The organism is Ancylobacter sp. GW821-FHT10E12, from assembly GCF_058809335.1.
Genome location: NZ_JBXASN010000014.1, coordinates 1 through 23,641 on the forward strand (window position 1 = coordinate 1; position 23,641 = coordinate 23,641).

General features: G+C 69.2%; 23 protein-coding genes. 9 read left to right on the forward strand and 14 right to left on the reverse strand.

Annotated features, from left to right (window positions below; genetic code table 11):
* Positions 1–115 precede the first annotated feature (115 nt).
* Positions 116–232 (forward strand): hypothetical protein, encoded by a 117-nt coding sequence (locus tag AC1RU4_RS18375; protein ID WP_492892568.1) that lies wholly within the window; start codon positions 116–118, stop codon positions 230–232.
* A gap of 18 nt (positions 233–250) precedes the next feature.
* Here the strand turns inward: AC1RU4_RS18375 and AC1RU4_RS18380 are convergent, their stop codons facing one another.
* Positions 251–682 (reverse strand): NUDIX hydrolase, encoded by a 432-nt coding sequence (locus AC1RU4_RS18380; protein WP_492892569.1) that lies wholly within the window; start codon positions 680–682, stop codon positions 251–253.
* Between the two features lie 254 nt (positions 683–936).
* Between AC1RU4_RS18380 and AC1RU4_RS18385 the strand changes: the two genes are divergently transcribed.
* A complete protein-coding gene (locus AC1RU4_RS18385) occupies positions 937–1,248 on the forward strand; it encodes a hypothetical protein (RefSeq protein WP_492892570.1) in 312 nt (103 codons plus the stop codon).
* A gap of 40 nt (positions 1,249–1,288) precedes the next feature.
* On the opposite strand, the gene dapE is transcribed toward AC1RU4_RS18385, so the two are convergent.
* From dapE to argB, 4 genes are all read right to left on the reverse strand, one after another.
* Positions 1,289–2,479, reverse strand: coding sequence for a succinyl-diaminopimelate desuccinylase (gene dapE, locus AC1RU4_RS18390; protein WP_492892571.1), 1,191 nt, complete (start codon positions 2,477–2,479; stop codon positions 1,289–1,291).
* 20 nt (positions 2,480–2,499) lie between these two features.
* Positions 2,500–3,342 (reverse strand): 2,3,4,5-tetrahydropyridine-2,6-dicarboxylate N-succinyltransferase, encoded by an 843-nt coding sequence (gene dapD, locus AC1RU4_RS18395; protein ID WP_492892572.1) that lies wholly within the window; start codon positions 3,340–3,342, stop codon positions 2,500–2,502.
* A 67-nt stretch (positions 3,343–3,409) separates the two neighbouring features.
* A complete protein-coding gene (locus tag AC1RU4_RS18400; protein ID WP_492892573.1) occupies positions 3,410–4,189 on the reverse strand; it encodes a pyrimidine 5'-nucleotidase in 780 nt (259 codons plus the stop codon).
* 70 nt (positions 4,190–4,259) lie between these two features.
* The gene (gene argB, locus AC1RU4_RS18405; RefSeq protein ID WP_492892574.1) at positions 4,260–5,180 is read right to left on the reverse strand and encodes an acetylglutamate kinase; all 921 of its coding nucleotides are present in this window, start codon (positions 5,178–5,180) and stop codon (positions 4,260–4,262) included.
* Between the two features lie 165 nt (positions 5,181–5,345).
* Between argB and AC1RU4_RS18410 the strand changes: the two genes are divergently transcribed.
* Positions 5,346–6,785, forward strand: coding sequence for an MATE family efflux transporter (locus AC1RU4_RS18410; protein ID WP_492892575.1), 1,440 nt, complete (start codon positions 5,346–5,348; stop codon positions 6,783–6,785).
* Positions 6,786–6,790: 5 nt separating this feature from the next.
* Here the strand turns inward: AC1RU4_RS18410 and AC1RU4_RS18415 are convergent, their stop codons facing one another.
* Both AC1RU4_RS18415 and AC1RU4_RS18420 read right to left on the reverse strand, forming a co-directional pair.
* Complete coding sequence (locus AC1RU4_RS18415; RefSeq protein ID WP_492892576.1) at positions 6,791–7,321, reverse strand: chromate transporter; 531 nt, start codon at positions 7,319–7,321, stop codon at positions 6,791–6,793.
* Complete coding sequence (locus AC1RU4_RS18420) at positions 7,318–7,896, reverse strand: chromate transporter (RefSeq protein WP_492892577.1); 579 nt, start codon at positions 7,894–7,896, stop codon at positions 7,318–7,320. Before AC1RU4_RS18420 ends, AC1RU4_RS18415 begins: the two co-directional genes overlap by 4 nt.
* 101 nt (positions 7,897–7,997) lie before the next feature.
* Between AC1RU4_RS18420 and AC1RU4_RS18425 the strand changes: the two genes are divergently transcribed.
* From AC1RU4_RS18425 to AC1RU4_RS18440, 4 genes are all read left to right on the forward strand, one after another.
* Positions 7,998–8,483 (forward strand): MmcB family DNA repair protein, encoded by a 486-nt coding sequence (locus AC1RU4_RS18425; protein WP_492892578.1) that lies wholly within the window; start codon positions 7,998–8,000, stop codon positions 8,481–8,483.
* Positions 8,484–8,543: 60 nt separating this feature from the next.
* Positions 8,544–11,291 carry a DNA mismatch repair protein MutS gene (gene mutS, locus AC1RU4_RS18430; protein WP_492892579.1) on the forward strand — a complete coding sequence of 916 codons (2,748 nt, stop codon included), beginning with the start codon at positions 8,544–8,546 and terminating at the stop codon, positions 11,289–11,291.
* Positions 11,292–11,866: 575 nt separating this feature from the next.
* Positions 11,867–12,082 (forward strand): antitoxin MazE family protein, encoded by a 216-nt coding sequence (locus AC1RU4_RS18435; protein ID WP_492892580.1) that lies wholly within the window; start codon positions 11,867–11,869, stop codon positions 12,080–12,082.
* Positions 12,079–12,402 carry a type II toxin-antitoxin system PemK/MazF family toxin gene (locus tag AC1RU4_RS18440; RefSeq protein ID WP_492892581.1) on the forward strand — a complete coding sequence of 108 codons (324 nt, stop codon included), beginning with the start codon at positions 12,079–12,081 and terminating at the stop codon, positions 12,400–12,402. Before AC1RU4_RS18435 ends, AC1RU4_RS18440 begins: the two co-directional genes overlap by 4 nt.
* 18 nt (positions 12,403–12,420) lie before the next feature.
* Here the strand turns inward: AC1RU4_RS18440 and AC1RU4_RS18445 are convergent, their stop codons facing one another.
* Together AC1RU4_RS18445 and ppdK are read right to left on the reverse strand one after the other, a co-directional pair.
* On the reverse strand, positions 12,421–12,975 hold the full coding sequence (locus tag AC1RU4_RS18445; protein WP_492892582.1) for a cysteine hydrolase family protein: 555 nt from the start codon (positions 12,973–12,975) through the stop codon (positions 12,421–12,423).
* Positions 12,976–13,059: 84 nt separating this feature from the next.
* A complete protein-coding gene (gene ppdK / locus AC1RU4_RS18450) occupies positions 13,060–15,738 on the reverse strand; it encodes a pyruvate, phosphate dikinase (RefSeq protein ID WP_492892583.1) in 2,679 nt (892 codons plus the stop codon).
* A 298-nt stretch (positions 15,739–16,036) separates the two neighbouring features.
* On the opposite strand from ppdK, the gene AC1RU4_RS18455 reads away from it, so the two are divergent.
* The gene (locus AC1RU4_RS18455; protein WP_492892584.1) at positions 16,037–16,432 is read left to right on the forward strand and encodes a DoxX family protein; all 396 of its coding nucleotides are present in this window, start codon (positions 16,037–16,039) and stop codon (positions 16,430–16,432) included.
* Positions 16,433–16,591: 159 nt separating this feature from the next.
* Here AC1RU4_RS18455 and AC1RU4_RS18460 read toward each other — a convergent pair whose 3' ends face one another.
* The 5 genes from AC1RU4_RS18460 to AC1RU4_RS18480 all read right to left on the reverse strand — a co-directional run bounded on the left by AC1RU4_RS18460 (position 16,592) and on the right by AC1RU4_RS18480 (position 21,767).
* Complete coding sequence (locus AC1RU4_RS18460; protein ID WP_492892585.1) at positions 16,592–16,747, reverse strand: DUF3096 domain-containing protein; 156 nt, start codon at positions 16,745–16,747, stop codon at positions 16,592–16,594.
* A 197-nt stretch (positions 16,748–16,944) separates the two neighbouring features.
* The gene (locus tag AC1RU4_RS18465; RefSeq protein WP_492892586.1) at positions 16,945–17,172 is read right to left on the reverse strand and encodes a hypothetical protein; all 228 of its coding nucleotides are present in this window, start codon (positions 17,170–17,172) and stop codon (positions 16,945–16,947) included.
* A 33-nt stretch (positions 17,173–17,205) separates the two neighbouring features.
* Complete coding sequence (glyS, locus tag AC1RU4_RS18470; RefSeq protein ID WP_492892587.1) at positions 17,206–19,404, reverse strand: glycine--tRNA ligase subunit beta; 2,199 nt, start codon at positions 19,402–19,404, stop codon at positions 17,206–17,208.
* Between the two features lie 87 nt (positions 19,405–19,491).
* Complete coding sequence (locus AC1RU4_RS18475) at positions 19,492–20,802, reverse strand: MFS transporter (RefSeq protein WP_492892588.1); 1,311 nt, start codon at positions 20,800–20,802, stop codon at positions 19,492–19,494.
* Positions 20,803–20,822: 20 nt separating this feature from the next.
* Positions 20,823–21,767, reverse strand: coding sequence for a glycine--tRNA ligase subunit alpha (locus AC1RU4_RS18480; protein ID WP_492892589.1), 945 nt, complete (start codon positions 21,765–21,767; stop codon positions 20,823–20,825).
* A 287-nt stretch (positions 21,768–22,054) separates the two neighbouring features.
* Between AC1RU4_RS18480 and xseA the strand changes: the two genes are divergently transcribed.
* Positions 22,055–23,632: an exodeoxyribonuclease VII large subunit gene (gene xseA / locus AC1RU4_RS18485; RefSeq protein WP_492892590.1), complete on the forward strand. Its 1,578-nt coding sequence runs from the start codon at positions 22,055–22,057 to the stop codon at positions 23,630–23,632.
* Positions 23,633–23,641: the final 9 nt, after the last annotated feature.

The window sequence follows — 23,641 nt, forward strand, 5'->3', positions numbered from 1 at the left end:
GGCGCGGCGGGCGCGGCCTTGCCGGAGGCGGCCGGCGCCGTCTGGGCACAGGCGGGGCCGGCAAGCGCCAGGGCGATGCCGAAGGCCGCAAGGTGCAGCCACGTCGGACGCAGCCATGTCAGGCGCAGGCCTACCTGGCGCAAACTTGCCTGGCGCAAACTTTTCTGGCGCAGGCTTTTCGGAAGCGGGCGGGCGGGGAGGTCCGGGCAGCGTGTCATGCAGCTTGTCGTGATCCGGCCCGGCTGCGGCGTCAAGAGCGGGCGATCAGCGCGTGGGCGGCGGCGACGATGCCGGCGAGCCCGTCCGTGGTCTCCAGCGCCGGCAGCGCATCCGGTGGAAACCAGCCGATCTCCGACGCCTCCGGCCCGGTCGCCGGCTCGCCGGACAGCCACAGCCCGGCATGGCTGATCACCACGAAATGCGCGATGGCGGCGCCGGTCGCGTCGCGGCGGATGATGTCGAGCGCGCCGGCGACGCCGAGGACGCGGCAGGCGACGCCGACCTCCTCCATCATCTCCCGCGCCGCGGCCTCGGCCAGCGTTTCGCCGGGCTCCACCCGGCCGCCGGGCAGCGACCACAGGCCGCGCATCGGCGCCGCGCCGCGCCGCGCAAGCAGCACCAGCCCGTCGCGGAACACCGCGGTGGAGACCGCCAGAACCGGCCGCACCGTCTCGTCCGCCATGCCGACCTCTCCCGCGCCCATATCGAATCGGGTTCATGCTAGAGCCGTTTCGACGGCGGCGGAATGACCGGATCGATGAGAGAGTGCTTGGGATTCGACGGTCTGAAGCACATGCCGCCCTCTCATCCGGCTCGGGCGGATGGGGGGCGCCCGACGCGGAACCGGCCGCGTTGCCCGGATCGGGCCGCAATCGGGTGGGACAGTCGAAACGCGTGCGGCGGCGTGGGGAGCCGTGGGGCTCAGGGAGCGATGCGATGGGTCGGGGATGGTTCGATGGTCGCCTGCGGCTGGAGCCCGCCGCCGCAGTGCTGCTGACGGGTGTGGTGCTGCTGACGGGCGCGGCGCCGGTGCTGGCCGCGGGTGCCACCAGCACGCCGCCGGGCAGCGCGCCGGCCATGGATGGCGAGACGCGCCCCGATCCGCTCTGCGCCAGCTTCGGCAAGGATTTCACCCGGCTGTCGGGCACCTCGACCTGCGTCAGGATCAGCGGCCATGTACAGGCCGACGGCTATCAGCAGTCGCTGCCGACCGGCGACCCGCTGGCGCCGGCGCTGAAGAGCAAGTGACCGGAGAGCAAGCGACCGGCCTCAAGTGCCGGCCCGCAATTCAGCGCCCGAAGGCGGCGAAATAGCGCGTGGCGATATCCTTGTAGGCGCGGGTGAGGGCGTGCAGTTCGTCCACCGGCGTCGCCTCGTCCACCGCATGCATCGAGGTGCCGACGAGGCCGAACTCGACCACCGGGCAGTAATCCTTGATGAAGCGTGCATCCGAGGTGCCGCCGGTGGTGGAAAGCTCCGGCGCGCGCCCGGTGGTTTCCTTGATCGCCGCGACCACGACGTCGACGAAGTCGCCGGGCGCGGTGAGGAAGCTGTCGGAGGAGCGTTCCTCGAAGGCGACCGAGAAGCGCACCGCGTTGCCGGCGGCGGCGGTCAGGCGGCGCTCGATCTCCGCCCGCAGCGTCGAGGGCATCCACAGCTCGTTGAAGCGGATGTTGAAGCGGGCGGCCGCCTGCGCCGGAATCACGTTGAAGGCCGGGTTGCCGACATCCACCGAGACCACTTCGAGATTCGACGCCTGGAAATGCGCGGTGCCGTGGTCGAGCGGCTCGGCGGTGAGGCCGGCCAGCAGGCGCATCATGCCCGGAATCGGGTTCTCGGCCAGATGCGGATAGCCGACATGGCCCTGCCGGCCATGCACCGTGAGGGTGCCGGAGAGCGAGCCGCGCCGGCCGATCTTCACCATGTCGCCGAGCACGGCGCGGCTGGAGGGTTCGCCGAGCACGCAATGGTCGAGCCGCTCGTCGCGGTCGGCGAGCCAGCGCAGCAGCTTCTCGGTGCCGTTGATGGCCGGGCCTTCCTCGTCGCCGGTGAGCAGCAGCGAGATCGAGCCGGGAAGCGCATCGCCATGCCCGGCGGCGAGGTCGAGCGCGGCGGCGACGAAGGCGGCGACGCCGCCCTTCATGTCCACCGCGCCGCGCCCGTAGAGCAGCCCGCCATGGATGGCGCCCTCGAAGGGCGGGAAGCGCCAATGGGCGGAATCGCCGGGCGGCACCACGTCGGTATGGCCGGCGAAGCAGAGATTCGGCCCCTTGGTGCCGAAGCGGGCATAGAGGTTCTCGATATCCGGCGTGTCGGGGGCGCAGAGGCGCACGCGGTGGACCTTGAAGCCCGCCGCGCCGAGCACGCCTTCGAGATAGGCGAGGGCGCCGCCCTCCTCGGGCGTCACCGAGGGACAGCGGATGAGCGCGCGGGCGATCTCGACGGGATCGGCGGACGGGGAGGTCTGCAGCACGCTCATGGGCCGGTCCTTTCTGGCGATCAATCCCGGAGCAGGTCGTTGATCGAGGTCTTCGAGCGGGTCTGCTCGTCCACCCGCTTCACGATCACCGCGCAATAGAGCGAGGGGCCGGGCGTGCCGTCCGGCAGCGGCTTGCCGGGCAGCGAGCCGGGCACCACCACCGAATAGGCCGGCACTTCGCCGACGAAGACCTCGCCGGTGGCGCGGTCGACGATCTTGGTGGTCGCCGAGATGAACACGCCCATGGAGAGCACCGAGCCCTTGCGGACGATGACGCCCTCGACGACCTCGGAACGGGCGCCGATGAAGCAGTCGTCTTCGATGATCACCGGGCCGGCCTGCAGCGGCTCCAGCACGCCGCCGATGCCGACGCCGCCGGAGAGATGCACCCGCGCGCCGATCTGCGCGCAGCTGCCCACCGTCACCCAGGTATCGACCATCGAGCCCTCGCCGACATGGGCGCCGAGATTGACGAAGGAGGGCATCAGCACGACGTTCGGCGCGATATAGGCCGAGCGGCGCACGATGGCGCCGGGCACGGCACGGAAGCCGGCGGCGCGGAACTCGGTCTCGCCCCAGCCGTCGAACTTCGAGGGCACCTTGTCCCACCAGGTGGCGCCGCCGGGGCCGCCGGGAATGGCGGTCATGTCGTTGAGGCGGAAGGAGAGCAGCACCGCCTTCTTGAGCCACTGGTTGACCGTCCAGTGGCCGTTGTCGCCGCTCTCGGCGACGCGGGCCTTGCCGGCGTCGAGCAGGCCGAGCGCCTGGCCCACCGCCTCGCGCACCGCCCCCTTGGTGTCGAAGCCGATTTCCGCCCGCTTTTCGAAGGCGTCCTCGATGATGGTCTTCAGCTCGCTCGACATGTTGGTCACTCCCGCTAATTGGCGAGGTCTTGTTGCGACGCGCGCGGCGCCTGTCAACGGTCTCGTGTCAACGGGCGTTGTTCCGATCCAATGCGCCACGCAGCGCCCGCAGGAAGCCGGGCAGGTCGTCGGTGACGTGCTGGATATGGTGGGCGTCGCGTCCCTCGTGCTCCCACGCCTCGCGGTCGGCCGGGCTGACGGTGAGGCCGCGCGGCACCACGAGCACGGTGCGCATGCCGAGCGCGAACGGTACTTCGAGATTGCGGGCGAGGTCCTCGAACATCGCCGCGCGGGCCGGATCGACGTCATGGGCGTCGAGGAAGCGCCGATAGGCCGGCTCCTGCGGCTTGGGATGGAATTCGGCGGCGACGATGTCGTGCACGTCGGCGAAATGCCCGGAGATGCCGAGTTTCTCCAGTATCTGCTCGGCATGGCGGCGCGAGCCGTTGGTATAGACCAGCTTGCGGCCGGGCAGGGCGCCGAGCGCCTCGCCGAGCTCGGGCGCCGGGTCGAGGCTGCTGAGGTCGATGGCATGGGCATTGGCGAGGAACGGGTCCGGGTCCATGCCGTGCTCGATCATCAGCCCGCGCAGCGAGGTGCCGTAGCGGCGGTAATAGTCCTTCTGCAGCGCGAAGGCGTCGTCGAGCGATAGGCCGAGATAGTCGGCGATGTAGCTGCGCATGCGGATGTCGATCTGCCGCCACAGGTCGAGACCGGGCGGGTAGAGCGTGTTGTCGAGGTCGAACACCCAGGTGTCGACCCGGGCGAAATCGCGGGGCGGAGCGGGGGTGCCGGGCTCGGCGGCGGTCGGGACGGGTGCGGACCCGCTATGGATGGCATCGGACATGAAGCCATCCATAGCGAAGAGAGCGGACGCAGGCGAGGCACGTTTTTGCGCGCCTCGCCCCAGGACGCGATCAGCGGCGGATGAGCGTGCCGGCGCCATGGTCGGTGAGCAGTTCCAGCAGCACCGCGTGCGGCACCTTGCCGTCGAGGATGACGACGCCCTCGACGCCCTGTTCCAGCGCGTAGATGCAGGTCTCCACCTTCGGGATCATGCCGCCGGAAATGGTGCCGTCGGCGATCAGCGCCCGTGCCTGGGCGATCGACAGCTCCTTGATCAGGTTCTTGCTGCGGTCGAGCACGCCCGGCACGTCGGTGAGCAGCAGCAGCCGCTTGGCGCCCAATGCGCCCGCTATGGCGCCCGCAAACGTATCGGCATTGACGTTGAAGGTGCCGCCCTCCGCGCCGGTGGCGACGGGCGCCAGCACCGGGATCAGCTCGCGGCCGAGGATCTGGTCGAGCACGGTGGTGTCGACCTGCGAGGGCTCGCCGACGAAGCCGAGATCGATCACCTGCTCGATGTTGGAATCCGGGTCGATGACGCTGCGGGTGACCTTGGAGGCGATCACCATGTTGCCGTCCTTGCCGGACAGGCCGAGCGCCTTGCCGCCCGCCTCGTTGATGAAGCCGACCAGCGATTTGTTGATCGAGCCGGCCAGCACCATCTCGACGATCTCGACGGTGGCCTTGTCGGTGATGCGCAGCCCGGCGGCGAATTCCGACTTGATGCCGAGCTTGGCCAGCATGGCGCCGATCTGCGGCCCGCCGCCATGCACCACCACCGGGTTCACGCCGGACTGCTCCAGCAGCACGATGTCCTGCGCGAAGTCCCGCGCCACCTGCTCGTCGCCCATGGCGTGGCCGCCATATTTCACCACGATGATGGCATCGTCGTAGCGCTGCATATGCGGCAGCGCCTGCACCAGCACGCGGGCCTTGGCGTGGTCGTCGGGCAGGATGGAATCGGTGTTCGTATCGGTGGTGGTATCGGACATGGGCTCGGCATCCCTCGGCGGGTCATCGGCGGCCGGACCTTCTAGCCGATTTTGATGACGCTTCTCAATCGTCGTGCGTGGCCGCCTGTCTGCGGACGCCGATCCGCAGGTGTCTATCCGCAGGTGCCTATCCGACTTGCGCGGTTACATGCGATAAGCCCGGCCATGCAGACGGCACCCCCTTCCCAGGCCAATTCGCAGGCCCGCTTCGTCACCGGCTCGACGTTTCGCCATGTGGCGGTGATGACGGCAGCCGGCTCGGTCGGCCTGGTGGCGGTGTTCGTCGTCGATCTGCTCAACCTTTTCTACATCTCGCTGCTCGGCGAGCAGGAGCTCGCCGCCGCCATCGGCTATGCCGGTACGGTGATGTTCTTCACCACCTCGGCGGCGATCGGGGTGATGATCGCCGGCTCGGCGCTGGTCTCGCGCGCCATCGGCGCCGGCCGGCGCGAGGATGTGGCGCGCATCTCCACGTCGGCCTTCCTCTACATGACGCTCGCCACCGCGCTGACCGTGGGCCTCATGATGCCGTTCATCGGGCCCATGCTCGGCTGGCTCGGGGCGAGCGGCCGCACGCTGGATATCGCCCGCGACTTCCTGCTGCTGGTGCTGCCCTCCACCCCGCTGCTCGGCCTCGGCATGGCGGCTTCCGGCACGCTGCGCGGGCTCGGCGATGCGCGGCGCTCCATGATGGTGACGCTGGCCGGCGGGCTGGTGACGGCCGCCCTCGACCCGCTGCTCATCCTGGTGCTCGACTTCCGCGTCGAGGGCGCGGCGGCGGTGTCGGTGATCTCGCGGGTGGTGATGGCGGCCTATGGGCTTCATGCCGTGGTGCGCATCCATCGCTGCGCCAGCCGGCCGCGGCTGCGCGATTTCCTGAGGGATGTCGGCCCGCTCTCCGGCATCGCGGTGCCGGCGGTGCTGACCAATCTCGCCACCCCGGTCGGCAACGCCTATGTCACCTTTGCGCTGGCCGGCCATGGCGACGCGGCGGTGGCGGCCTTCGCGGTGGTCGGGCGGCTGATCCCGGTGGCGTTCGGCCCGCTTTTCGCGCTGACCGGCGCCATCGGCCCGGTGATCGGCCAGAATGTCGGCGCCGGTCGCTACGACCGGGTGCGGCAGGCCATCCTCGACAGCCTGGTGCTTACTCTCGCCTATGTGTTCGCGGTGTGGGCGCTGATGGCGCTGGGGCGCTATCAGATCGCCGGATTGTTCGGGCTGTCGGCGGAAGGGGTGGAACTTGTCGCCTTCTTCTGCCTCTACGCCGCCGGCAGCTTCATTTTCCTCGGCACGCTGTTCGTCGCCAATGCCGCCTTCAACAATCTTGGTGCGCCGCTGCTCTCCACCGTGTTCAACTGGGGGCGGGCGACGCTGGGCGTGGTTCCTTTCGTCGTGCTGGGCGGCCATTACTGGGGGGCCAAGGGCGTGCTGGCCGGGCAGGCGCTGGGTGCGGTCGCCTTCGGGGTGCTGGCGCTGATGAGTGCGCTGGCGCTGGTGCGCCGCCTCGCTGCCGGGACGGTCAAGCCGATGCCGGCATCGGCGCTTGCCGGCCCGGAGCTGCCGCCCTTCGCGCGCGGCGAAGACGCAACCGCCATCAAGCCGTGAGGCGGTCAGATCAGCCGCAGCACGCCGAGCGCGCCGCCGCCGAACAGCATCCATAGGGGGCTGATGCGGGTGAAGCTCAATACCAGCACGGTGAGCGCGGTATAGAGCGCGGTGGGCACCGAGCGCGCCGCGCCTTCCGCCAGCAGATAGCCGCTGGCCGCGATGAGGCCGATGGTGAGCGGCACCAGGCCGCCCTGGATGGCGCGGCGCCAGCGGGCCTCGCGGAACCTGTACCAGGCGCCGCCGACATAATAGGCGAGCACGCAGGTCGGCCCGCACATGGCGATGGTGGAGACCAGCGCCCCCGCCAGCCCGGCGACGTGCCAGCCGATCAGCGTCACCACCAGCACGTTCGGTCCGGGAACCGCCTGCGCGATGGCGAAGGTCTGGGCGAATTGCACGTCGGTCATCCAGCCGGCGGTCTCGACCACTTGCCGGTGCATTTCCGGCAGCACCGCATTGGCGCCGCCGACCGCAAGCAGCGAGATGATCGCGAAATGGACGGCGAGCTGGCCGAGCGGATCGTCTCCGCTCATCGCAGGGCCCACCAGGCGAGCGCGACGGAGACGGGTGCCAGGGCAAGCATCACCCACCCCAGGGGCAGGCCGAGCACGGCGATGCCGACAAAGGCGGCGGCGGCGATGCCGAGCCCGCGCGCGGTCGGCCGGCGCCACAGCGTCTCGCCCATTCGCCCGGCCATGGCGATGACGAGGCCCGCCGCGCCGGCGGCAAGGCCGGCGAGCAGGTCGGCCACGGCCGGGATGCCGCCATAGCGGGCGAACAGCATGCCGGCGAGGATGGCGAAGACGGCCGGCACCAGCGTCAGGCCGCAGAACGCCGCGATCGCCCCCGGCACGCCGCGGAAGCGCGAGCCGATCACGACCGACAGGTTGACGATGTTGGGGCCGGGCAGGAACTGTGCGAGTCCGACCAGCTCGATGAACTCGTTCGAATCCACCCATTTGTAGCGCTCGACCACCGCGCGCCGGGCGATGGGCAGCACCCCGCCGAACGCCACCACCGCCACCGAAAGGAAGCCGAGAAACAGCTCGCGCAACGTCGGCACCGGGCGTTCGGGCTCTGGCTCGGCGGGGGGATGTGCGGACGACATGAGCGGAACGCCGGAGAGGATCGACGTCCGCTTATAGATGAGTCGATCCGGGGTGATAACGGGGCTTTTCTTCCGGCGGCGAGAACGTATAGGGTACAAACATGCACGGCACCCTCAACGATCTCGTCCTGCCGCCGGACGGCCGCCAATCGGAAGCGGCGCGCGCCATCCAGCGCGGCGCGCTGCGCTATGTGGCGGCACGCGGCCTGGTCGGCTTGCCGGAATTCGTGCTCGCCACCGGGCGGCGGGCCGACATTGCCGGCCTGGACAGCAAGGGCGAGGTGTGGGTGATCGAGATCAAGTCGTCGGTCGCCGATTTCCGCGCCGACCGCAAATGGAGCGAATACCGTGCCTTCTGCGACCGGCTGTTCTTCGCCGTCGGGCCGGATTTCCCGCTGGAGATATTGCCGGAGGATACCGGCATCCTGGTCGCCGACGGCTTCGGCGCGGCGCTCATCCGCGAGGCGCCGCATCATCCGCTGCCCGCCGCCTCCCGCCGGGCGCTGACGCTCCGGCTGGCCCGCACCGCCGCCGGGCGGCTGATGTGGCTGATGGACCCGGAAGCATTGCGCGGCCTTGCATTGTAAGGCGGGGAAAAGCCGCCCCGGCCCTTGAACTCGAGGCCCCGCCTCTGCCAGCGTCGCGCCATGGATGCGAACCCGACTCCCGCCAGCCCGACCGCCGCTCCCAAGCCGACCGGCGACGTCGAGCGCGTCACGCCGATGATGGCGCAATATATCGAGATCAAGACCGCCAATCCCGACAGCCTGCTGTTCTACCGGATGGGCGATTTCTACGAATTGTTCTTTGAAGACGCGGAGTTAGCCTCCCGCACCCTCGGCATCGTGCTGACCAAGCGCGGCAAGCACCAGGGCGCGGACATCCCGATGTGCGGCGTGCCGGTGGAGCGCGCCGAGGAATATCTGCACAAGCTGATCGCCTTCGGCCACCGCGTCGCCGTCTGCGAGCAGACCGAGGACCCCGCGGAAGCCAAGAAGCGCGGGCCGAAAAGCGTGGTGCGGCGGGACGTTACCCGGCTCGTCACTCCCGGCACGCTGACCGAGGACGCGCTGTTGGACGCCCGCCGCGAGAACGTGCTCGCCGCGCTGGCGCGCCTCAGGGGCGGCGAGGGGGCGGGCGAGGACGGCTATGTCTACGCGCTCGCCTTCGCCGACATCTCGACCGGCAGCTTCCGGGTGCTGGAGACCCATTCCGGCCGCCTCGCCGCCGACCTCGCGCGGGTCGAGCCGGCCGAGTTGCTGCTGTCCGATCAGGTGTACGATGAGCCCGATTTCCGCGACATCTGGCGCACATTGCCGGCGGTGACGCCGCTGCCGAAGGAAAGCTTCGACGGGGCCAATGCCGAGCGCCGCCTCGCCGGCTTTTTCCGCGTGGCGACGCTCGATGCCTTCGGCGCCTTCTCCCGCGTCGAGCTCACCGCCGCCAGCGCGGTGGTCGCCTATATCGAGCGCACCCAGCTCGGCCAGCGCCCGCCGCTCGCCGCCCCCTCCCGCGAGGCGGCCTCCGACATCATGGTGATCGACCCGGCGACGCGGGCGAACCTGGAAATCCTGCGCACCACCACCGGCGACCGTGCCGGCAGCCTGAATGCCGCGGTCGACCGCACCGTGACCTCGGCCGGCGCCCGCCTGCTCGCCCGCCGCCTCGCCGAGCCGCTGACCGGGCCGTCGAAGATTGCCGCGCGGCTCGACGCGGTGGAGAGCCTGGTCGAGGATTCCGCCCTGCGCGCCTCGCTGCAGCAGCGCCTCGCCGGGGCGCCGGACCTCGCCCGCGCCCTCGCCCGCATCGCGCTCGGCCGCTCCGGCCCGCGCGACCTCGCCGCCATCGGCCGCGGGCTGCATGAGGGTGCCGCCATTGCCGGCCTGCTGCGCGCCGGCGAGGTGGGCGAGGAACTCACCGCCAATGCCGCCCTGCTCGATGCGGTCGACCCGGCGCTCCCCGCCCTGCTGGCGCGCGCGCTCGCCGACGAGCTGCCGCCCTATCGCCGCGACGGCGGCTTCACCCGCGCCGGCTTCGATGCCGATCTCGACGCCACGCGGGCCATGCGCGACGAAAGCCGCCGCGTGGTGGCGGCGCTGGAGCGCCGCTATGTCGAGGAGACCGGCGTCCGGGCGCTGAAGATCCGGCACAATGCGGTGCTCGGCTATTATGTCGAGGTGAGCCAGCAGAATGCCGACCGGCTGCGCGAGCCGCCCTTCGACGTCGTCTTCGTGCATCGCCAGACCATGGCCGGGGCGATGCGCTTCACCTCCACCGAACTCGGCGAGCTGGAGGCGAAGATAGCCAGCGCCGGCGAGCGGGCGCTGGCGCTGGAGCAGGCGATCTTCGACCGGCTCGCGGGAGCCATTCTCGAACAGGCCGAGGCGATCCGCGCCTGCGCCGGCGCGCTCGCCGTCATCGACGTCACCGCCGGGCTCGCGCGCCTCGCGGTGGAGGAGGGTCATGTGCGGCCCGAGGTCGATGGCGGGCTGGATTTTCGCATCGAGGCCGGACGCCACCCGGTGGTGGAGCAGGCGCTGCGCCGCGATGGCGGCCCCTTCGTCGCCAATGATTGCGATCTCTCCCCGCCGGAGCGCGCGAATTCCGGCCGCATCTGGCTGGTGACTGGCCCGAACATGGCGGGCAAGTCGACCTTCCTGCGCCAGAACGCGCTGATCGCCATCCTCGCCCAGGCCGGCGCCTTCGTGCCGGCGCGCGCCGCGCATATCGGCGTGGTCGACCGGCTGTTCTCGCGCGTCGGCGCGGCCGACGACCTGGCGCGCGGGCGATCGACCTTCATGGTGGAGATGGTGGAGACCGCCGCCATCCTCAACCAGGCCAGCGAGCGCTCGCTGGTCATCCTCGACGAGATCGGCCGCGGCACTGCGACCTTTGACGGCCTGTCCATCGCCTGGGCCAGCCTGGAGCACCTGCACGAGGCGAACCGCTGCCGCGGCCTGTTCGCCACCCATTTCCACGAGCTGACCGCGCTGTCGCAGCGGCTGCCCCGCCTCGTCAACGCGACGGTGAAGGTGAAGGAATGGGAGGGCGAGGTGATCTTCCTGCACGAGGTGGTGCCGGGGGCGGCGGACCGCTCCTACGGCATCCAGGTGGCGCGCCTCGCCGGCCTGCCGGCCAGCGTGGTGGCGCGGGCCAAGGCGGTGCTGACCGAGCTGGAGGACGCCGACCGCGCGGCGCCGACGCAGCGCATCCTCGACGACCTGCCGCTCTTCGCCGCGCTCAACCGCGCGCCGGCGGCTTCCGTGGAGGCGGCGAAGGCGGACCCGGCGGCGCAGGCGGTGAAGGCGACGCTGGCCGGCATCGACCCCGACGAGATGACCCCGCGCGAGGCGCTGGAGGCACTGTACCGGCTGAAGGCGGCAGCGCGGCGGTGAGGGGATAGTATAGGAAATGAATACTTAATCCCCGTTATCCACGATATCCACAACCTACAAGAGTTAGTGTCTCTAGGGATGGGGTTTGACTATGTCTTGACGCGAAGTCGCGAGTCGCCTTAGCTGACATCAGGACGCAAATAGGCCGTTCGAAGCGGCAACTTCGAACGGCCTGCGTCCGAGCCCACGTTAACCTGGTCGGGCCGTGGGCGGCGTTCGCCATTGGACACGCGACTATTGTTTTGTCGCGGCGTGAACGTCAAGGCCTGACCGTGTCTTGGTCTTGATTCACGATAAGGTGTGTCATGAGTGCATTAAAGGGAAAGACGGGCGAGCGGTGCCCGACTAGCGGCGTTTGGAAGGTGGACGATCTAAGGGAGACTACGACGGCCCCGATCGCGAAGGGTAATGTTTTTCCCCCTTATAAGGGAAAAGCCGTTATCTGGGTTTTGATCCAGTACGCCTGAAGTTCTTCGAGGGCGGCGCAAGCCGCCCTCTTTTCTCGTGCGCCGGGCCATTGAAGAAAATGGGGGAGATGTTACGTTACATGTAACGCACTCTCTGGAGGTGCCGCCATGCCCACGTCCACACGCGCCCGCGTGCAGAAGCGCCGAGAGGCCCTGCGCGCCTCCGGCCTTCGCCCTGTCCAGCTCTGGGTGCCGGATACCCGCCGCCCCGGCTTCGCCGACGAATGCAGGCGGCAGGCGCGGGCGGTCGCGAACGCGGATCGCGCGGACCGTGAACTCGGGGGCTTCCTCGACGCGGCGCTTGCCGATCTCGACGACGAATGACGCGCGGGGATCTCGTCACCGTGGCGCTCGCCGGTGATTTCGGCAAGCCGCGGCCGGCCCTCGTCATTCAATCCGATGCCTTTGCCGACAGCGCGACCGTGACAGTCCTGCTGATCACGGGCACTTTGGTCGAGGCGCCTCTTCTGCGGTTGCCGGTGGAGCCGACGCCGGGCAATGGATTGCGGGCGCCTTCGCAGGTCATGATCGACAAGGCGATGACGGTGCGGCGCGAGCGGCTCGGTCCGGTTTTCGGCCGGCTGGACGACGACGCCATGATGTCGGTCAACCGGCTGCTGGCCCTGTTCTTCGGGCTTGGATGACCGCCTCCCGACGCCCCCCTACAGCACCTGCGCCGCGCGCACGACCGTGCAGTACTCGCCGTCCATGTTCGCCAGCGACAGGGAATGCACCTCGTCCGCGCTCCTGAGCCGCCCGGCATGGTCGCGGCGGGCAAAGGTGAAGCAGCCATCCTCGACCAGCCGCACGTCGAAGCCGAGATTGCCGGCCATCCTCACGGTCGCCTCGACGGAATTGTTGGTGATCACCCCGGCAACGACCAGCGTCGCGATGCCGGCATCGCGCAGGCGGCGCTCGAGGTCGGTGCCGATGAAGGCGCTGTGCACCTGCTTGGCGATCACCGGCTCGCCGGGAAGCGGCATCGCCTCCGGCTTGAAGTCGTGGCCGGGCTGTCCGGGACGATAGGTCGAGTTCGGCCGCGTGGAATCGTGGCGGACATGGAAGATCGGCCGGCCCGCCGCGCGCCATGCGGCGAGCAGCCGGGCGATGACCGCCTCGGCGTCGGGATTGTTGCGCGGCCCCTCGCTGGCCCAGCGCGGATGGTCGATGGCCTTCTGCAGATCGATGATCACCAGCGCGGCGTCGGACGGCAGCATGCGATGCGTCTCCCCCGTCGGGATTGTCCAAAAAAGCAGATGGCCGGGACAGGCCCGGCCATCGCGTCATCGATGCCTGCGGCGTCAGGCCTGCGAGGCGGCCTGCGTCTTCAGCGCCGCCTGCGCCGCCGCGAGGCGGGCGATCGGCACGCGGAAGGGCGAGCAGGACACGTAGTCGAGCCCGACTTCCTCGCAGAAGGCCACGGAAGCCGGGTCGCCGCCATGCTCGCCGCAAATGCCGAGCTTCAGCTTCGGGCGCACCGCGCGGCCGCGCTCGGTGGCGATCTTCACCATCTCGCCGACGCCGTCGATGTCGATCGAGACGAACGGGTCGACCTCGAAGATGCCCTTGCTGATATAGGTGCCGAGGAAGGTGCCGGCATCGTCGCGCGAGATGCCGTAGACGGTCTGGGTGAGGTCGTTGGTGCCGTAGGAGAAGAACTCCGCCGTCTCGGCGATCTCGCCGGCCTTCAGCGCCGCGCGCGGCAGCTCGATCATGGTACCGACCTGGTACTCGACCTTCTCGCCGGTCTCTTCCTCGACCTTCTTGGCGGCGGCGTCGATCACCTCCTTGACGAGGTCGAACTCGCGCTTGCCGGTGATCAGCGGCACCATCACCTCCGGCACCACGGGCTTGCCGGTGGTCTTCTGCGCCGCCACCGCGGCCTCGAAGATGGCGCGCGCCTGCATCTCGGCGATCTCCGGGAAGGCGATGGCGAGGCGGCAGCCGCGGAAGCCGAGCATCGGGTTGAACTCGTCGAATTCCTTCTTGCGGGCGGCGAGCTTGGCGGCGCTGACGCCGAGGCCTTCCGCCACTTCCGCGATCTCCGCGTCGGTATGCGGCAGGAACTCGTGCAGCGGCGGGTCGAGCAGGCGGATGGTGACCGGCAGCCCGTCCATGATCTCGAACAGCTCCTGGAAGTCGGAGCGCTGGGCGGAAAGCAGCTTGGCGAGCGCGGTGCGCCGGCCCTTCTCGTCGTCGGCGAGGATCATCTCGCGCACGGCGCGGATGCGGCCGGCCTCGAAGAACATGTGCTCGGTGCGCGACAGCCCGATGCCCTCGGCGCCGAAATTCTTGGCGGTGCGGGCGTCGAGCGGGGTCTCGGCATTGGCGCGCACCTTGAGGCGGCGCACCCCGTCGGCCCAGCCCATCAGCGTGCCGAACTCGCCGGAGAGCTCGGGCTGCTGCATCGGCACCGCGCCGGCGATCACCTGGCCGGTGCCGCCGTCGATGGTGAGGATGTCGCCCTTCTTCAGGGTGACGCCGCCGGAGGAGAGCGTGCCGGCGGCATAGTCGACGCGGATGGTGCCGGCGCCGCAGACGCAGGGCTTGCCCATGCCGCGCGCCACCACGGCGGCGTGCGAGGTCATGCCGCCGCGGGTGGTGAGGATGCCTTCCGAGGCGTGCATGCCGTGAATGTCTTCCGGCGAGGTCTCGATGCGCACCAGGATCACCTTGTGGCCCTGCGACTTCAGCAGCTCGGCGTCGTCGGCGGAGAACACGATCTCGCCGGAGGCGGCGCCCGGCGAGGCCGGCAGGCCGGAGCCGATGACCGTCTTGTCGGCCTTGGGGTCGAGCATCGGATGCAGCAGCTGGTCGAGCGCGGCGGGATCGACGCGGGAGATGGCCTCCTCGCGGGTGATGACGCCGTCATTGGCGAGCTCGACCGCGATGCGCAGCGCGGCCTTGGCGGTGCGCTTGCCCGAGCGGGTCTGCAGCATCCACAGCTTGCCGGTCTCGACGGTGAATTCGAGATCCTGCATGTCGCGGTAATGGCCCTCGAGCACGCCGGCGATGCGGATGAACTCGGTATAGACCTCCGGCAGCGCCTTCTCCATCGAGGGCTTGTTGGAGCCGGCGTCGATGCGGGCGACCTCGGTGATGTTCTGCGGGGTGCGGATGCCCGCCACCACGTCCTCGCCCTGGGCGTTGATCAGGAACTCGCCATAGAGCGCGTTCTCGCCGGTGGACGGGTTGCGGGTGAAGGCGACGCCGGTGGCCGAGGTGTCGCCCATGTTGCCGAACACCATGGCCTGCACGTTCACCGCGGTGCCCCAGCTCTCGGGGATGGCGTGCAGCCGGCGATAGACGATGGCGCGCTGGTTCATCCAGGAGCCGAACACCGCGCCGATGGCGCCCCAGAGCTGGTCCTGCGGGTCCTGCGGGAACGGCTTGCCGAGCTCGTGGGCGACCAGCGCCTTGTAGCGGGTGACGATCTCCTTCCAGTCGTCGGCGGAGAGGTCGGTGTCGAGATTGTAGCCGTTGTCGCTCTTGAAGCCGTCCAGCACCTCCTCGAAATGATGGTGCGGGAAGTCGAGCACCACGTTCGAGTACATCTGGATGAAGCGGCGGTAGCTGTCATAGGCGAAGCGCGGATTGCCCGAGGCGCTCGCCACCGCCTCGACGGTCACGTCGTTGAGGCCGAGATTGAGCACCGTGTCCATCATGCCGGGCATGGAGGCGCGGGCGCCCGAGCGCACCGAGACGAGAAGCGGGTTGGCCGGGTCGCCGAAGGTCTTGCCGACCAGGGCGCCGACATAGGCGAGCGAGTCCTCGACCTGGCCCTTCAGCTCGGCCGGATAGACATTGCCGTTGGCGTAATAGGAGGTGCAGACCTCGGTGGAGATAGTGAAGCCGGGGGGAACCGGGAGGCCCAGATTGGACATCTCGGCAAGGTTGGCGCCTTTGCCCCCGAGCAGATTGCGCATGTCCGCCGCACCTTCCGCCGCGCCGTCGCCGAAGGTGTACACCCATTTCGTCATGTCGGAAGTCCCGCTCGTTGAACGTGCCCCAGTCGCACGATCGTAGCCTGTATGGAAATGCTGACGAGTTTGAAAGCGGAGCCCCATCAAGGGGTTCATCTTATTGGGTCGGCCGCGCCGGACGGCTTTTCCATTCTCTGGTCTAGCCGGTTGAGGTGTTCGGTTCAATCCATCATTCGCAGTGCGGCGAATTATGTCGCACTGCAACGTGATGATCGCGGCGATTGCGCGCCGCCTCCTCTTGCGGCAGCTTGCCGCGGCCGGGAGAAAAATCCAGTTCAATCAGAGGTTTTCGGGGATGTTGAAGATTGTCGATTCGCTCACGCCGCATGTGCTGAGCCTGCTGCGGGTGATGACGGCGCTGCTGCTGATGCAGCACGGCACCACCAAGGTCCTGGGGATTCCCGTGACCCCGCAGACCGGGGTCAGCCTCGTCTCGCCGGGCGGCATCGCCGGGCTGTTCGAGCTTGTCGGCGGGGCGCTGCTGCTGATCGGGCTGTTCTCGCGGCCGGTGGCGTTCGTGCTGTCCGGCATGACGGCCTTCGCCTATTTCCTCGTGCACGCGCCGCGCGATTTCTTTCCCGTCGTCAATGGCGGCGAACTGGCGGCGCTGTACTGCTTCGTGCTGTTCTATCTCGCCTTCGCCGGCCCCGGCCCGTGGAGCGCCGACCGGCTGATCGGCACCAAGATCTGACGCCGCGACGATCCGACGGGCTCCGGCCTTGCGCGGCATGAAGCTCATGGCCGGGCTGGGCCCGGCCCTGACGGTGTTCGGGCGATGCAGGTTGGGGTACGTCTCAACGGGGGCACGGCGCGACCGGGTGGGTCCCCGGATGCGCCGTCGCCCGCGATGTCAAAACCGGAAGGCGCCGGTGCCGAGCAGTCCCGAAATGCCGATGAAGATCAGATAGATCGCGACGATGAAGTTGAGCAGGCGCGGCATCACCAGGATGAGGATGCCGGCGACCAGCGCGACGATCGGCTGGATGGCGACGATGTCGATCTGCATGGGGGAAGCAATCCGGTGGGTTCCCTCCTCAACGGCCGGAGGTACGGGAAGGTTCCCATGCGGTGGCGCGCGCTCCCGAAAAAGCGGCTACTCCGCCGGGCCGGGGTGGTGGCCGGTGTCGCGGGTGGCGAGATAAAGGCCGTAGCACGCCGCCAGCAGGAGAAGCGGGGCGACGTACCACGCGAGCGTTGCGGCGGTCATGGCTTCAGTCCCTTGAGAAGCAGCCTCGCCATGTAATGTATGGCTGAACCGCTGAGAATCCAAATGGCGGCGATGCCGAGAGCCGACCATCCGCCGGTCGGGCCGGGCAATCCATAGGAAAGCGCGACGATCGGCCCGACCCCGCCGGTGATGAACATCGCTGCCGCCACATTGTTCAGCAATGTGGCGGTCAGCTTGGTCCGCTCGTTGTGGATGAGGCTCATGGCGCGCCGTGCCCCCGCCATCGTCGGCGGCTTTCAGCCCTCGATGCGGTCGAAATCGGCGACGGCGCGGGTGATGGCGCGGATATCGGCGAGCAGGCGCAGCCGGTTGGCGCGCAGGGCCTTGTCCTCGGCGTTCACCGTCACCTTGTCGAAGAAGGCGTCGACCGGCGGGCGCAGGCTGGCCATGACGCCCATCGCGCCCTCGAAATCCTCCGCCTTGAGCGCGGTCTCGATCAGCGGGCCGGACTTGGCGATGGCCTCGGCGAGCGAGCGCTCCTCTGGCTCGGTGAGCAGTACGAGGTCGACGCCGCCTTCGTAGGACGCGCCGTCCTTCTTCTCCTCGATGCGCAGGATGTTTGCCGCGCGCCGGGTGCCGGCGAGCAGGTTCTTGCCGTCCTCGATGGCGAGGAAGCGGCCGAGCGCCTCGACGCGCTTGACGACGAGCAGCAGGTCGTCCTGCCCCGGAAGGGCGAAGACGGCGTCGACGAGATCGTGCCGGGCGCCCTGCTCGCGCAGGTGGACCTTCAGGCGGTCGGCGAAGAAGGAGAGGAGGTCATTGAAGATGACGGGAGGAGAGTCAGGATTCGTTTCGCGAAGAAGCTTTGTTAGAGCTACTTCTTCGAATGCCGGTCTAATTGGATTGATCCGGTAGATCAATTCCTCCAAATTAGACTGTTGCTCGGCAGCAAAGAATTGCAAATTGAGTTTCTTAGTTAATGCTCGCAAATTAAGCCGCAGCCCATTGTCCAGCACGATCCGCACCACGCCCAGAGCCGCGCGGCGCAGCGCATACGGGTCCTTCGAGCCCGTCGGCTTCTCGTCGATGGCCCAGAAGCCGACCAGCGTGTCGAGCTTGTCGGCTAGCGCCACCGCCACCGAGACCGGCGCGGCCGGCACCCGGTCGGTGGGGCCCTGCGGCTTGTAGTGCTCCTCGGCGGCCAGCGCGATCTCTTCGGGCAGGCCTTCGAGGCGGGCGTAGTATTTGCCCATCAGGCCCTGCACCTCGGGGAATTCGCCGACGACCTCGGTGCGCAGGTCGCTCTTGGCATAGAGCGCAGCCTGCCGGGCCAGCGCCGGGTCGGCGCCGACCAGCGGCGCCAGCGTCTCGGCGAGCGCGGCGATGCGCTGGATGCGCTCGTACTGCGAGCCGAGCTTCTCGTGGAAGGTGACGTTGCCGAACTTCGCCAGCCGGTCTTCCAGCGGCATGCTCGCATTGGTGCGCTTGTCCGTCTCCCAGAAGAACTTGGCGTCGGACAGCCGGGCGCGGATGACGCGGCCATTGCCGGCGACGATGGCGTCGCCGCCGTCGCTGGCGGCGAGGTTCGACACCAGGATGAAGCGGTTGGCGAGGCGCCCGGTCTTAGGGTCGCGCAGCACGAAGCATTTCTGGTTGATGCGGATGGTGGCGCGGATCACCTCGTCCGGCACGTCGAGGAAGCTCTCCTCGAACGCGCCCATCAGCACCACCGGCCATTCGACGAGGCCGCAGATCTCGTCGAGCAGGCCGGCATCCTCCACCAGCTCCAGCCCGTGCGCGAGGGCGAGGTCCTTGGCGTCGGCGAGGATGATGTCCTTGCGCCGCTCGCGGTCGGCGACCACGAAGGCGGCTTCCAGCTTGGTGAGCCAGTCGTCGAGCCGGCGGACCCTGATCGGGCCCGAGGACAGGAAGCGGTGGCCGCGGGTGGTGTCGCCGGAACGGATGCCGTCGACCTCGAACGGCACGACTTCGGGTTCCTCGGTTTCCGGGCCGAAGGTGCAGACGATCGATTGCAGCGGCCGCACCCAGCGCAGCGAGCCGGAACCCCAGCGCATCGATTTCGGCCACGGGAAGGTGCGGATGATCGCCGGCACGATCTCGGCGATCACGTCGGGCGTCGGGCGGCCGTGCTTGTGGATGCGCGCGACGTAGAACTCGCCCTTCTTCGGGTCGCTCTCGATGCTCGCCTGATCGAGCGAGGCGAGGCCCGCGGCCTTCAGGAAGCCGTCGATCGCCGCCTGCGGCGCGCCGACGCGCGGGCCCTTGCGCTCCTCATGCACGTCCGGCTGGCTCGCCGGCAGGCCGTGCACCGCCAGGGCGAGCCGGCGCGGGGTGACGAAGGCCTTGGCGCCCTCGTAGACGAGGCCGCGCTCGACGAGGGCGTCGGTGACCAGCTTCCGCAGGGAATCGGCGGCGCCGGCCTGCATGCGGGCCGGGATTTCCTCGCAGAAGAGTTCGAGCAGCAGATCGGGCATTGGGACACGTCGAATGGTTCAGGGGTGGGCGCCGCTCTAGCACGCGCCGCCGCGCAAAGGGAGGGGGATGGCGGCAATTGCTGCGCGTCAGCTCACGGGCTGGCCGGTGCGGTCCTTCAGGGTGAGGGCGGCGACGAGCGAGATCGAGGCCGCCGCCATGAGATAGAAGGCCGGGCCCATGTCCAGCTTCTCGCGATTGACCAGATAGACCGCCACCATCGGCGCCGTGCCGCCGGCAAGGCCGAGCGCGAGGTTGTAGCTGAGCGAGAAGGCGGTGCAGCGGGTGAGCGGGCGGAACATCTCCACCATCAGGCTCGGCATCGGCCCGGCATAGGCGGCGACCAGCGCCGCGAAACCGAGCTGGGCCAGCATCACCTGGTTGGCGTCGCCGCCGTCGAGCAGGCGGAACAGCGGCCAGGAGAACGCGATGAGGCCGACAAGGCTGGCGATCATCACCCGCTTGCGGCCGATGCGGTCCGACAGCGCGGCAAACAGCGGTGCCATCACCAGCAGCGCGACCATGCTGACCGTGTTGATCTGCAGCGAGATGCGGGCGGAAAGCCCGTCCACCTGCTGCATGTAGGTCGTGAGATAGACGAAGAGCAGGTAGAAATTGGCACCGAGCGTGACGCTGAGCCCGATGGCGCGCAGCATGTTGCCGCGATCGTGGCGGAAGGCGAGCAGCAGCGGCAGCTCGCCGGCGCCGTGGGTGTGGACCGGCGGCGGCGCGTCGCGCGCGGCGCGGCGCAGATACAGTGTGAAGCCGCCGAGCGCGATGCCGAGCAGGAAGGGCAGGCGCCAGCCCCACGCGACCAACTGGTCCGGCGTCAGCAGCGAGGCGATGATGGCGCCGATGGACGAGCCGAGCAGCGTGCCGCCCGAGGCGCCGCAGCCGGCGAAGGCGGTGATGAAGCCGCGCCGGCGCGGATGCGCGTTCTCGCCAAGGAAAATGGTCGAGGTGGTGTACTCGCCGCCGATCGACAGGCCCTGCACGAGGCGCAGCAGCACCAGCAGCACCGGCGCCAGTGCCCCCACCGTGGCATAGGTCGGCAGCAGGCCGATGCACACGGTGGAAGCCGACATCATGCCGGCCGAGAGGTACAGCGCATAACGCCGGCCGTAGCGATCGCCGATATGGCCGAACAGCACCCCGCCAAAGGGACGCATCAGGAACGAGGCCGCGAATACCCCGAAGGCGGAGATCAGCCCGACGAAGGGATCGCTATTGGGAAAGAAGTTTTTCGCGAAGATGGCGGCGAGAAAGCCGTAGGCGGCGAAATCGTACCATTCCAGCGCATTACCGAGCGCGCCGGCGAACAGCATGCGGGGTGTGATCGGCTCGCTGCCGGAATAGGTTACCTCATCATAGGCACGGCTCTCGACGCTGGCGACCGACATGGGCCACGCTCCGCTGGAGGTCAGAGGGTCGGGGAGGCTCCGCCGGCGTCCGTCGCCAGCCAGGCCGCGCCGCAGGCCTTGGCGAGCTCGCGCACGCGCAGGATGTAGCTCTGGCGTTCCGTCACCGAGATCACCCCGCGCGCGTCGAGCAAGTTGAACACGTGGCTCGCCTTGATGCACTGGTCGTAGGCGGGCTGGGCCATCAGGTGGCTGGAGCGGTCCTCGCTCCAGCCGGCCTCGAGATATTTCGCCGCCGCGCTCTCGGCCATGCGGAACTGCTCCAGCAGCATGGCGGTGTCGGCATGCTCGAAATTGTGCCGGGAATATTCCTTCTCGGCCTGAAGGAACACGTCGCCATAGGTGACCTTCTCGGCCCCCTCGCGGCCGTTGAAATTGAGGTCGTAGACGTTCTCGACCCCCTGCACATACATGGCGAGGCGTTCGAGCCCGTAGGTGAGCTCGCCGGAGACCGGGGCGCATTCGATGCCCGCGACCTGCTGGAAGTAAGTGAACTGCGACACTTCCATGCCGTCGCACCAGCATTCCCAGCCGAGGCCCCAGGCGCCGAGCGTCGGGCTCTCCCAGTCGTCCTCGACGAAGCGCACGTCGTGCAGCTTCAGGTCGATGCCGATCGCCTCCAGCGAGGCGAGGTAGAGGTCCTGCAGGTCGGCCGGCGAGGGCTTCAGGATCACCTGGTACTGGTAATAATGCTGCAGCCGGTTGGGGTTCTCGCCATAGCGCCCGTCCTTCGGCCGGCGGGAGGGCTGCACATAGGCGGCTTTCCAGTGCTTCGGCCCCAGCGCCCGCAGCGTGGTCGCGGGATGGAAGGTGCCGGCGCCGACTTCCATGTCGTAGGGCTGCAGCACGACGCAGCCCTTGTCCGCCCAGAAGGCATGCAAGGCGAGGATGAGCCCCTGGAACGACCGGTCGGGTCGCATATGGGGCGGCAGCGCGGGATCGATCATGGAGGCTCGGCCGGTTGGCGGGAATGGCGCGCAACCTAGTGGCTGCGGGGGCGGCGATCAAGGCGGGTCGCGGGGAGGCGGCGGAGACCTTCCCAGGCCATGCGCCGGACTGTCGGGTCGGGGCGATGTGCGGTTTCCGAACGAGGAGCGGGGCTTTGATCGTGAGAAGGACGTGGATGGCCGGGGCAAGCCCGGCCATGACGTTCTCCGCCATTGGCCAGGGTCGCCGCGAGAGGCCGAGGCGGCCATCGGTTCCCGCATCGGATAAATCCGATTATGACTCCCCCATGTCCGATCCCACCCCCGAATCGCCGGTTGGCAACGCGCCCGACTGGACGGTCTCCGAGCTCTCCGGCGCGCTCAAGCGCACGGTGGAGGATGCCTTCGGCCATGTCAGGGTGCGCGGCGAGATCTCCGGCTATCGCGGGCCGCATTCCTCCGGCCACGCCTATTTCTCGCTGAAGGACGCCTCCGCCCGCATCGACGCCGTGGTGTGGAAGGGCGTGTTCGGCCGGCTGCGGCTGAAGCCGGAGGAGGGGCTGGAAGTGGTCGCCGTCGGGCGCATCACCACCTTTCCCGGCAAGTCCTCCTACCAGATCGTCATCGAGCAGCTGGAATTCGCCGGCGCCGGCGCCATCATGGCGATGCTCGACGAGCGTAAGCGCCGCCTCGCCGCCGAGGGCCTGTTCGCGCCCGAGCGCAAGCGCCGGCCGCCGTTTCTGCCGCAGGTGATCGGCGTCGTCACCTCGCCGACCGGGGCGGTGATCCGCGACATCCTGCACCGCCTCGCCGACCGCTTTCCGCGCCGGGTCATCGTCTGGCCGGTGCGGGTGCAGGGCGACACATGCGGGCCGGAAGTGGCGGCCGCCATCCGCGGTTTCAATGCCATCCCTGCCGGGGGTCTGACATTGGAATCCGGCGGGCCGATCCCGCGGCCGGACGTGCTGATCGTGGCGCGCGGCGGCGGCTCGCTGGAGGACCTGCTCGGCTTTTCCGACGAGGCGGTGGTGCGGGCGGCGGCGGAGAGCGCCATCCCGCTGATCGCCGCCGTCGGCCACGAGACCGACGTGACGCTGATCGACTTCGCGGCCGATGTGCGGGCCCCGACCCCGACCGCCGCCGCCGAGATGGCGGTGCCGGTGCGCGGCGAGCTGATCGCCGAGGTGCAGGGCCTCGGCGCCCGGCTCTCGGGAGCGACGGCGCGCGCGACCGAGCGGCGGCGGGCGGACCTGCGCGGGCTCGCCCGGCTGTTGCCGGGCGCCGATACGCTGCTCGCCCTGCCGCGCCAGCGGCTCGACATGGCCGGGGCGCGGCTGCCGCGGGCGCTGAAGGCCAATGCGGCGGCGCACCGGCTGCGCCTCACCCGCGCCGAGGGGCGGCTCGCCCCGCAGCGCCTCGCTTTGCTGGTCGCGGGATGGCGCGAGCGCTTCACCCTGACGGCCGGGCGGCTCGACGCCGCGCTGCGGGCCAATGTCCGCGCCCATGAAGAGCGCATCCACCGCGCCCGCGAACGGCTTGCCGGCGCGCATGCCCGGCTGGCGCCGGCCTTTGGGCGCGGGCTGGCCGAGCGGGCGCGGCGGCTCGACGGCATCGGCAAGCTGATGGGCGCGCTGTCCTATCGCGGCGTGCTGGCGCGGGGCTATGCGCTCGTCCGCGATGCCGCCGGCCAGCCGCTGCGCAGCGCCGCCGCTATCTTCAGCGGGCAGGGGCTCGACCTCGAATTCGCCGACGGCCATGTGGCGGCGACCGCCGGGGATGCTCCGGTCGAGGCGCCGCCGTCGCCGCCGAAGCGGGCGGCACGCGCACGGACGACGGCGAAGAGCTTGCCGAAGCCGGGTGCGCAACCCACCTTGTTCGACGACTGATGCCGGTCT

Coding starts and splice junctions, on each gene's coding strand:
- AC1RU4_RS18475 (WP_492892588.1), bottom strand. CDS start 20,802: ATGTCGGTCGCCAGCGTCGAGAGCCGTGCCTATGATGAGGTAACCTAT.
- xseA (WP_492892590.1), top strand. CDS start 22,055: ATGTCCGATCCCACCCCCGAATCGCCGGTTGGCAACGCGCCCGACTGG.
- AC1RU4_RS18440 (WP_492892581.1), top strand. CDS start 12,079: ATGACGCGCGGGGATCTCGTCACCGTGGCGCTCGCCGGTGATTTCGGC.
- AC1RU4_RS18410 (WP_492892575.1), top strand. CDS start 5,346: ATGCAGACGGCACCCCCTTCCCAGGCCAATTCGCAGGCCCGCTTCGTC.
- dapD (WP_492892572.1), bottom strand. CDS start 3,342: ATGTCGAGCGAGCTGAAGACCATCATCGAGGACGCCTTCGAAAAGCGG.
- AC1RU4_RS18375 (WP_492892568.1), top strand. CDS start 116: ATGTCAGGCGCAGGCCTACCTGGCGCAAACTTGCCTGGCGCAAACTTT.
- AC1RU4_RS18455 (WP_492892584.1), top strand. CDS start 16,037: ATGTTGAAGATTGTCGATTCGCTCACGCCGCATGTGCTGAGCCTGCTG.
- AC1RU4_RS18460 (WP_492892585.1), bottom strand. CDS start 16,747: ATGCAGATCGACATCGTCGCCATCCAGCCGATCGTCGCGCTGGTCGCC.
- AC1RU4_RS18385 (WP_492892570.1), top strand. CDS start 937: ATGGGTCGGGGATGGTTCGATGGTCGCCTGCGGCTGGAGCCCGCCGCC.
- dapE (WP_492892571.1), bottom strand. CDS start 2,479: ATGAGCGTGCTGCAGACCTCCCCGTCCGCCGATCCCGTCGAGATCGCC.
- AC1RU4_RS18445 (WP_492892582.1), bottom strand. CDS start 12,975: ATGCTGCCGTCCGACGCCGCGCTGGTGATCATCGATCTGCAGAAGGCC.
- AC1RU4_RS18420 (WP_492892577.1), bottom strand. CDS start 7,896: ATGTCGTCCGCACATCCCCCCGCCGAGCCAGAGCCCGAACGCCCGGTG.
- AC1RU4_RS18465 (WP_492892586.1), bottom strand. CDS start 17,172: ATGAGCCTCATCCACAACGAGCGGACCAAGCTGACCGCCACATTGCTG.
- AC1RU4_RS18425 (WP_492892578.1), top strand. CDS start 7,998: ATGCACGGCACCCTCAACGATCTCGTCCTGCCGCCGGACGGCCGCCAA.
- AC1RU4_RS18415 (WP_492892576.1), bottom strand. CDS start 7,321: ATGAGCGGAGACGATCCGCTCGGCCAGCTCGCCGTCCATTTCGCGATC.
- AC1RU4_RS18380 (WP_492892569.1), bottom strand. CDS start 682: ATGGCGGACGAGACGGTGCGGCCGGTTCTGGCGGTCTCCACCGCGGTG.
- argB (WP_492892574.1), bottom strand. CDS start 5,180: ATGTCCGATACCACCACCGATACGAACACCGATTCCATCCTGCCCGAC.
- AC1RU4_RS18435 (WP_492892580.1), top strand. CDS start 11,867: ATGCCCACGTCCACACGCGCCCGCGTGCAGAAGCGCCGAGAGGCCCTG.
- mutS (WP_492892579.1), top strand. CDS start 8,544: ATGGATGCGAACCCGACTCCCGCCAGCCCGACCGCCGCTCCCAAGCCG.
- AC1RU4_RS18400 (WP_492892573.1), bottom strand. CDS start 4,189: ATGTCCGATGCCATCCATAGCGGGTCCGCACCCGTCCCGACCGCCGCC.
- glyS (WP_492892587.1), bottom strand. CDS start 19,404: ATGCCCGATCTGCTGCTCGAACTCTTCTGCGAGGAAATCCCGGCCCGC.
- AC1RU4_RS18480 (WP_492892589.1), bottom strand. CDS start 21,767: ATGATCGATCCCGCGCTGCCGCCCCATATGCGACCCGACCGGTCGTTC.
- ppdK (WP_492892583.1), bottom strand. CDS start 15,738: ATGACGAAATGGGTGTACACCTTCGGCGACGGCGCGGCGGAAGGTGCG.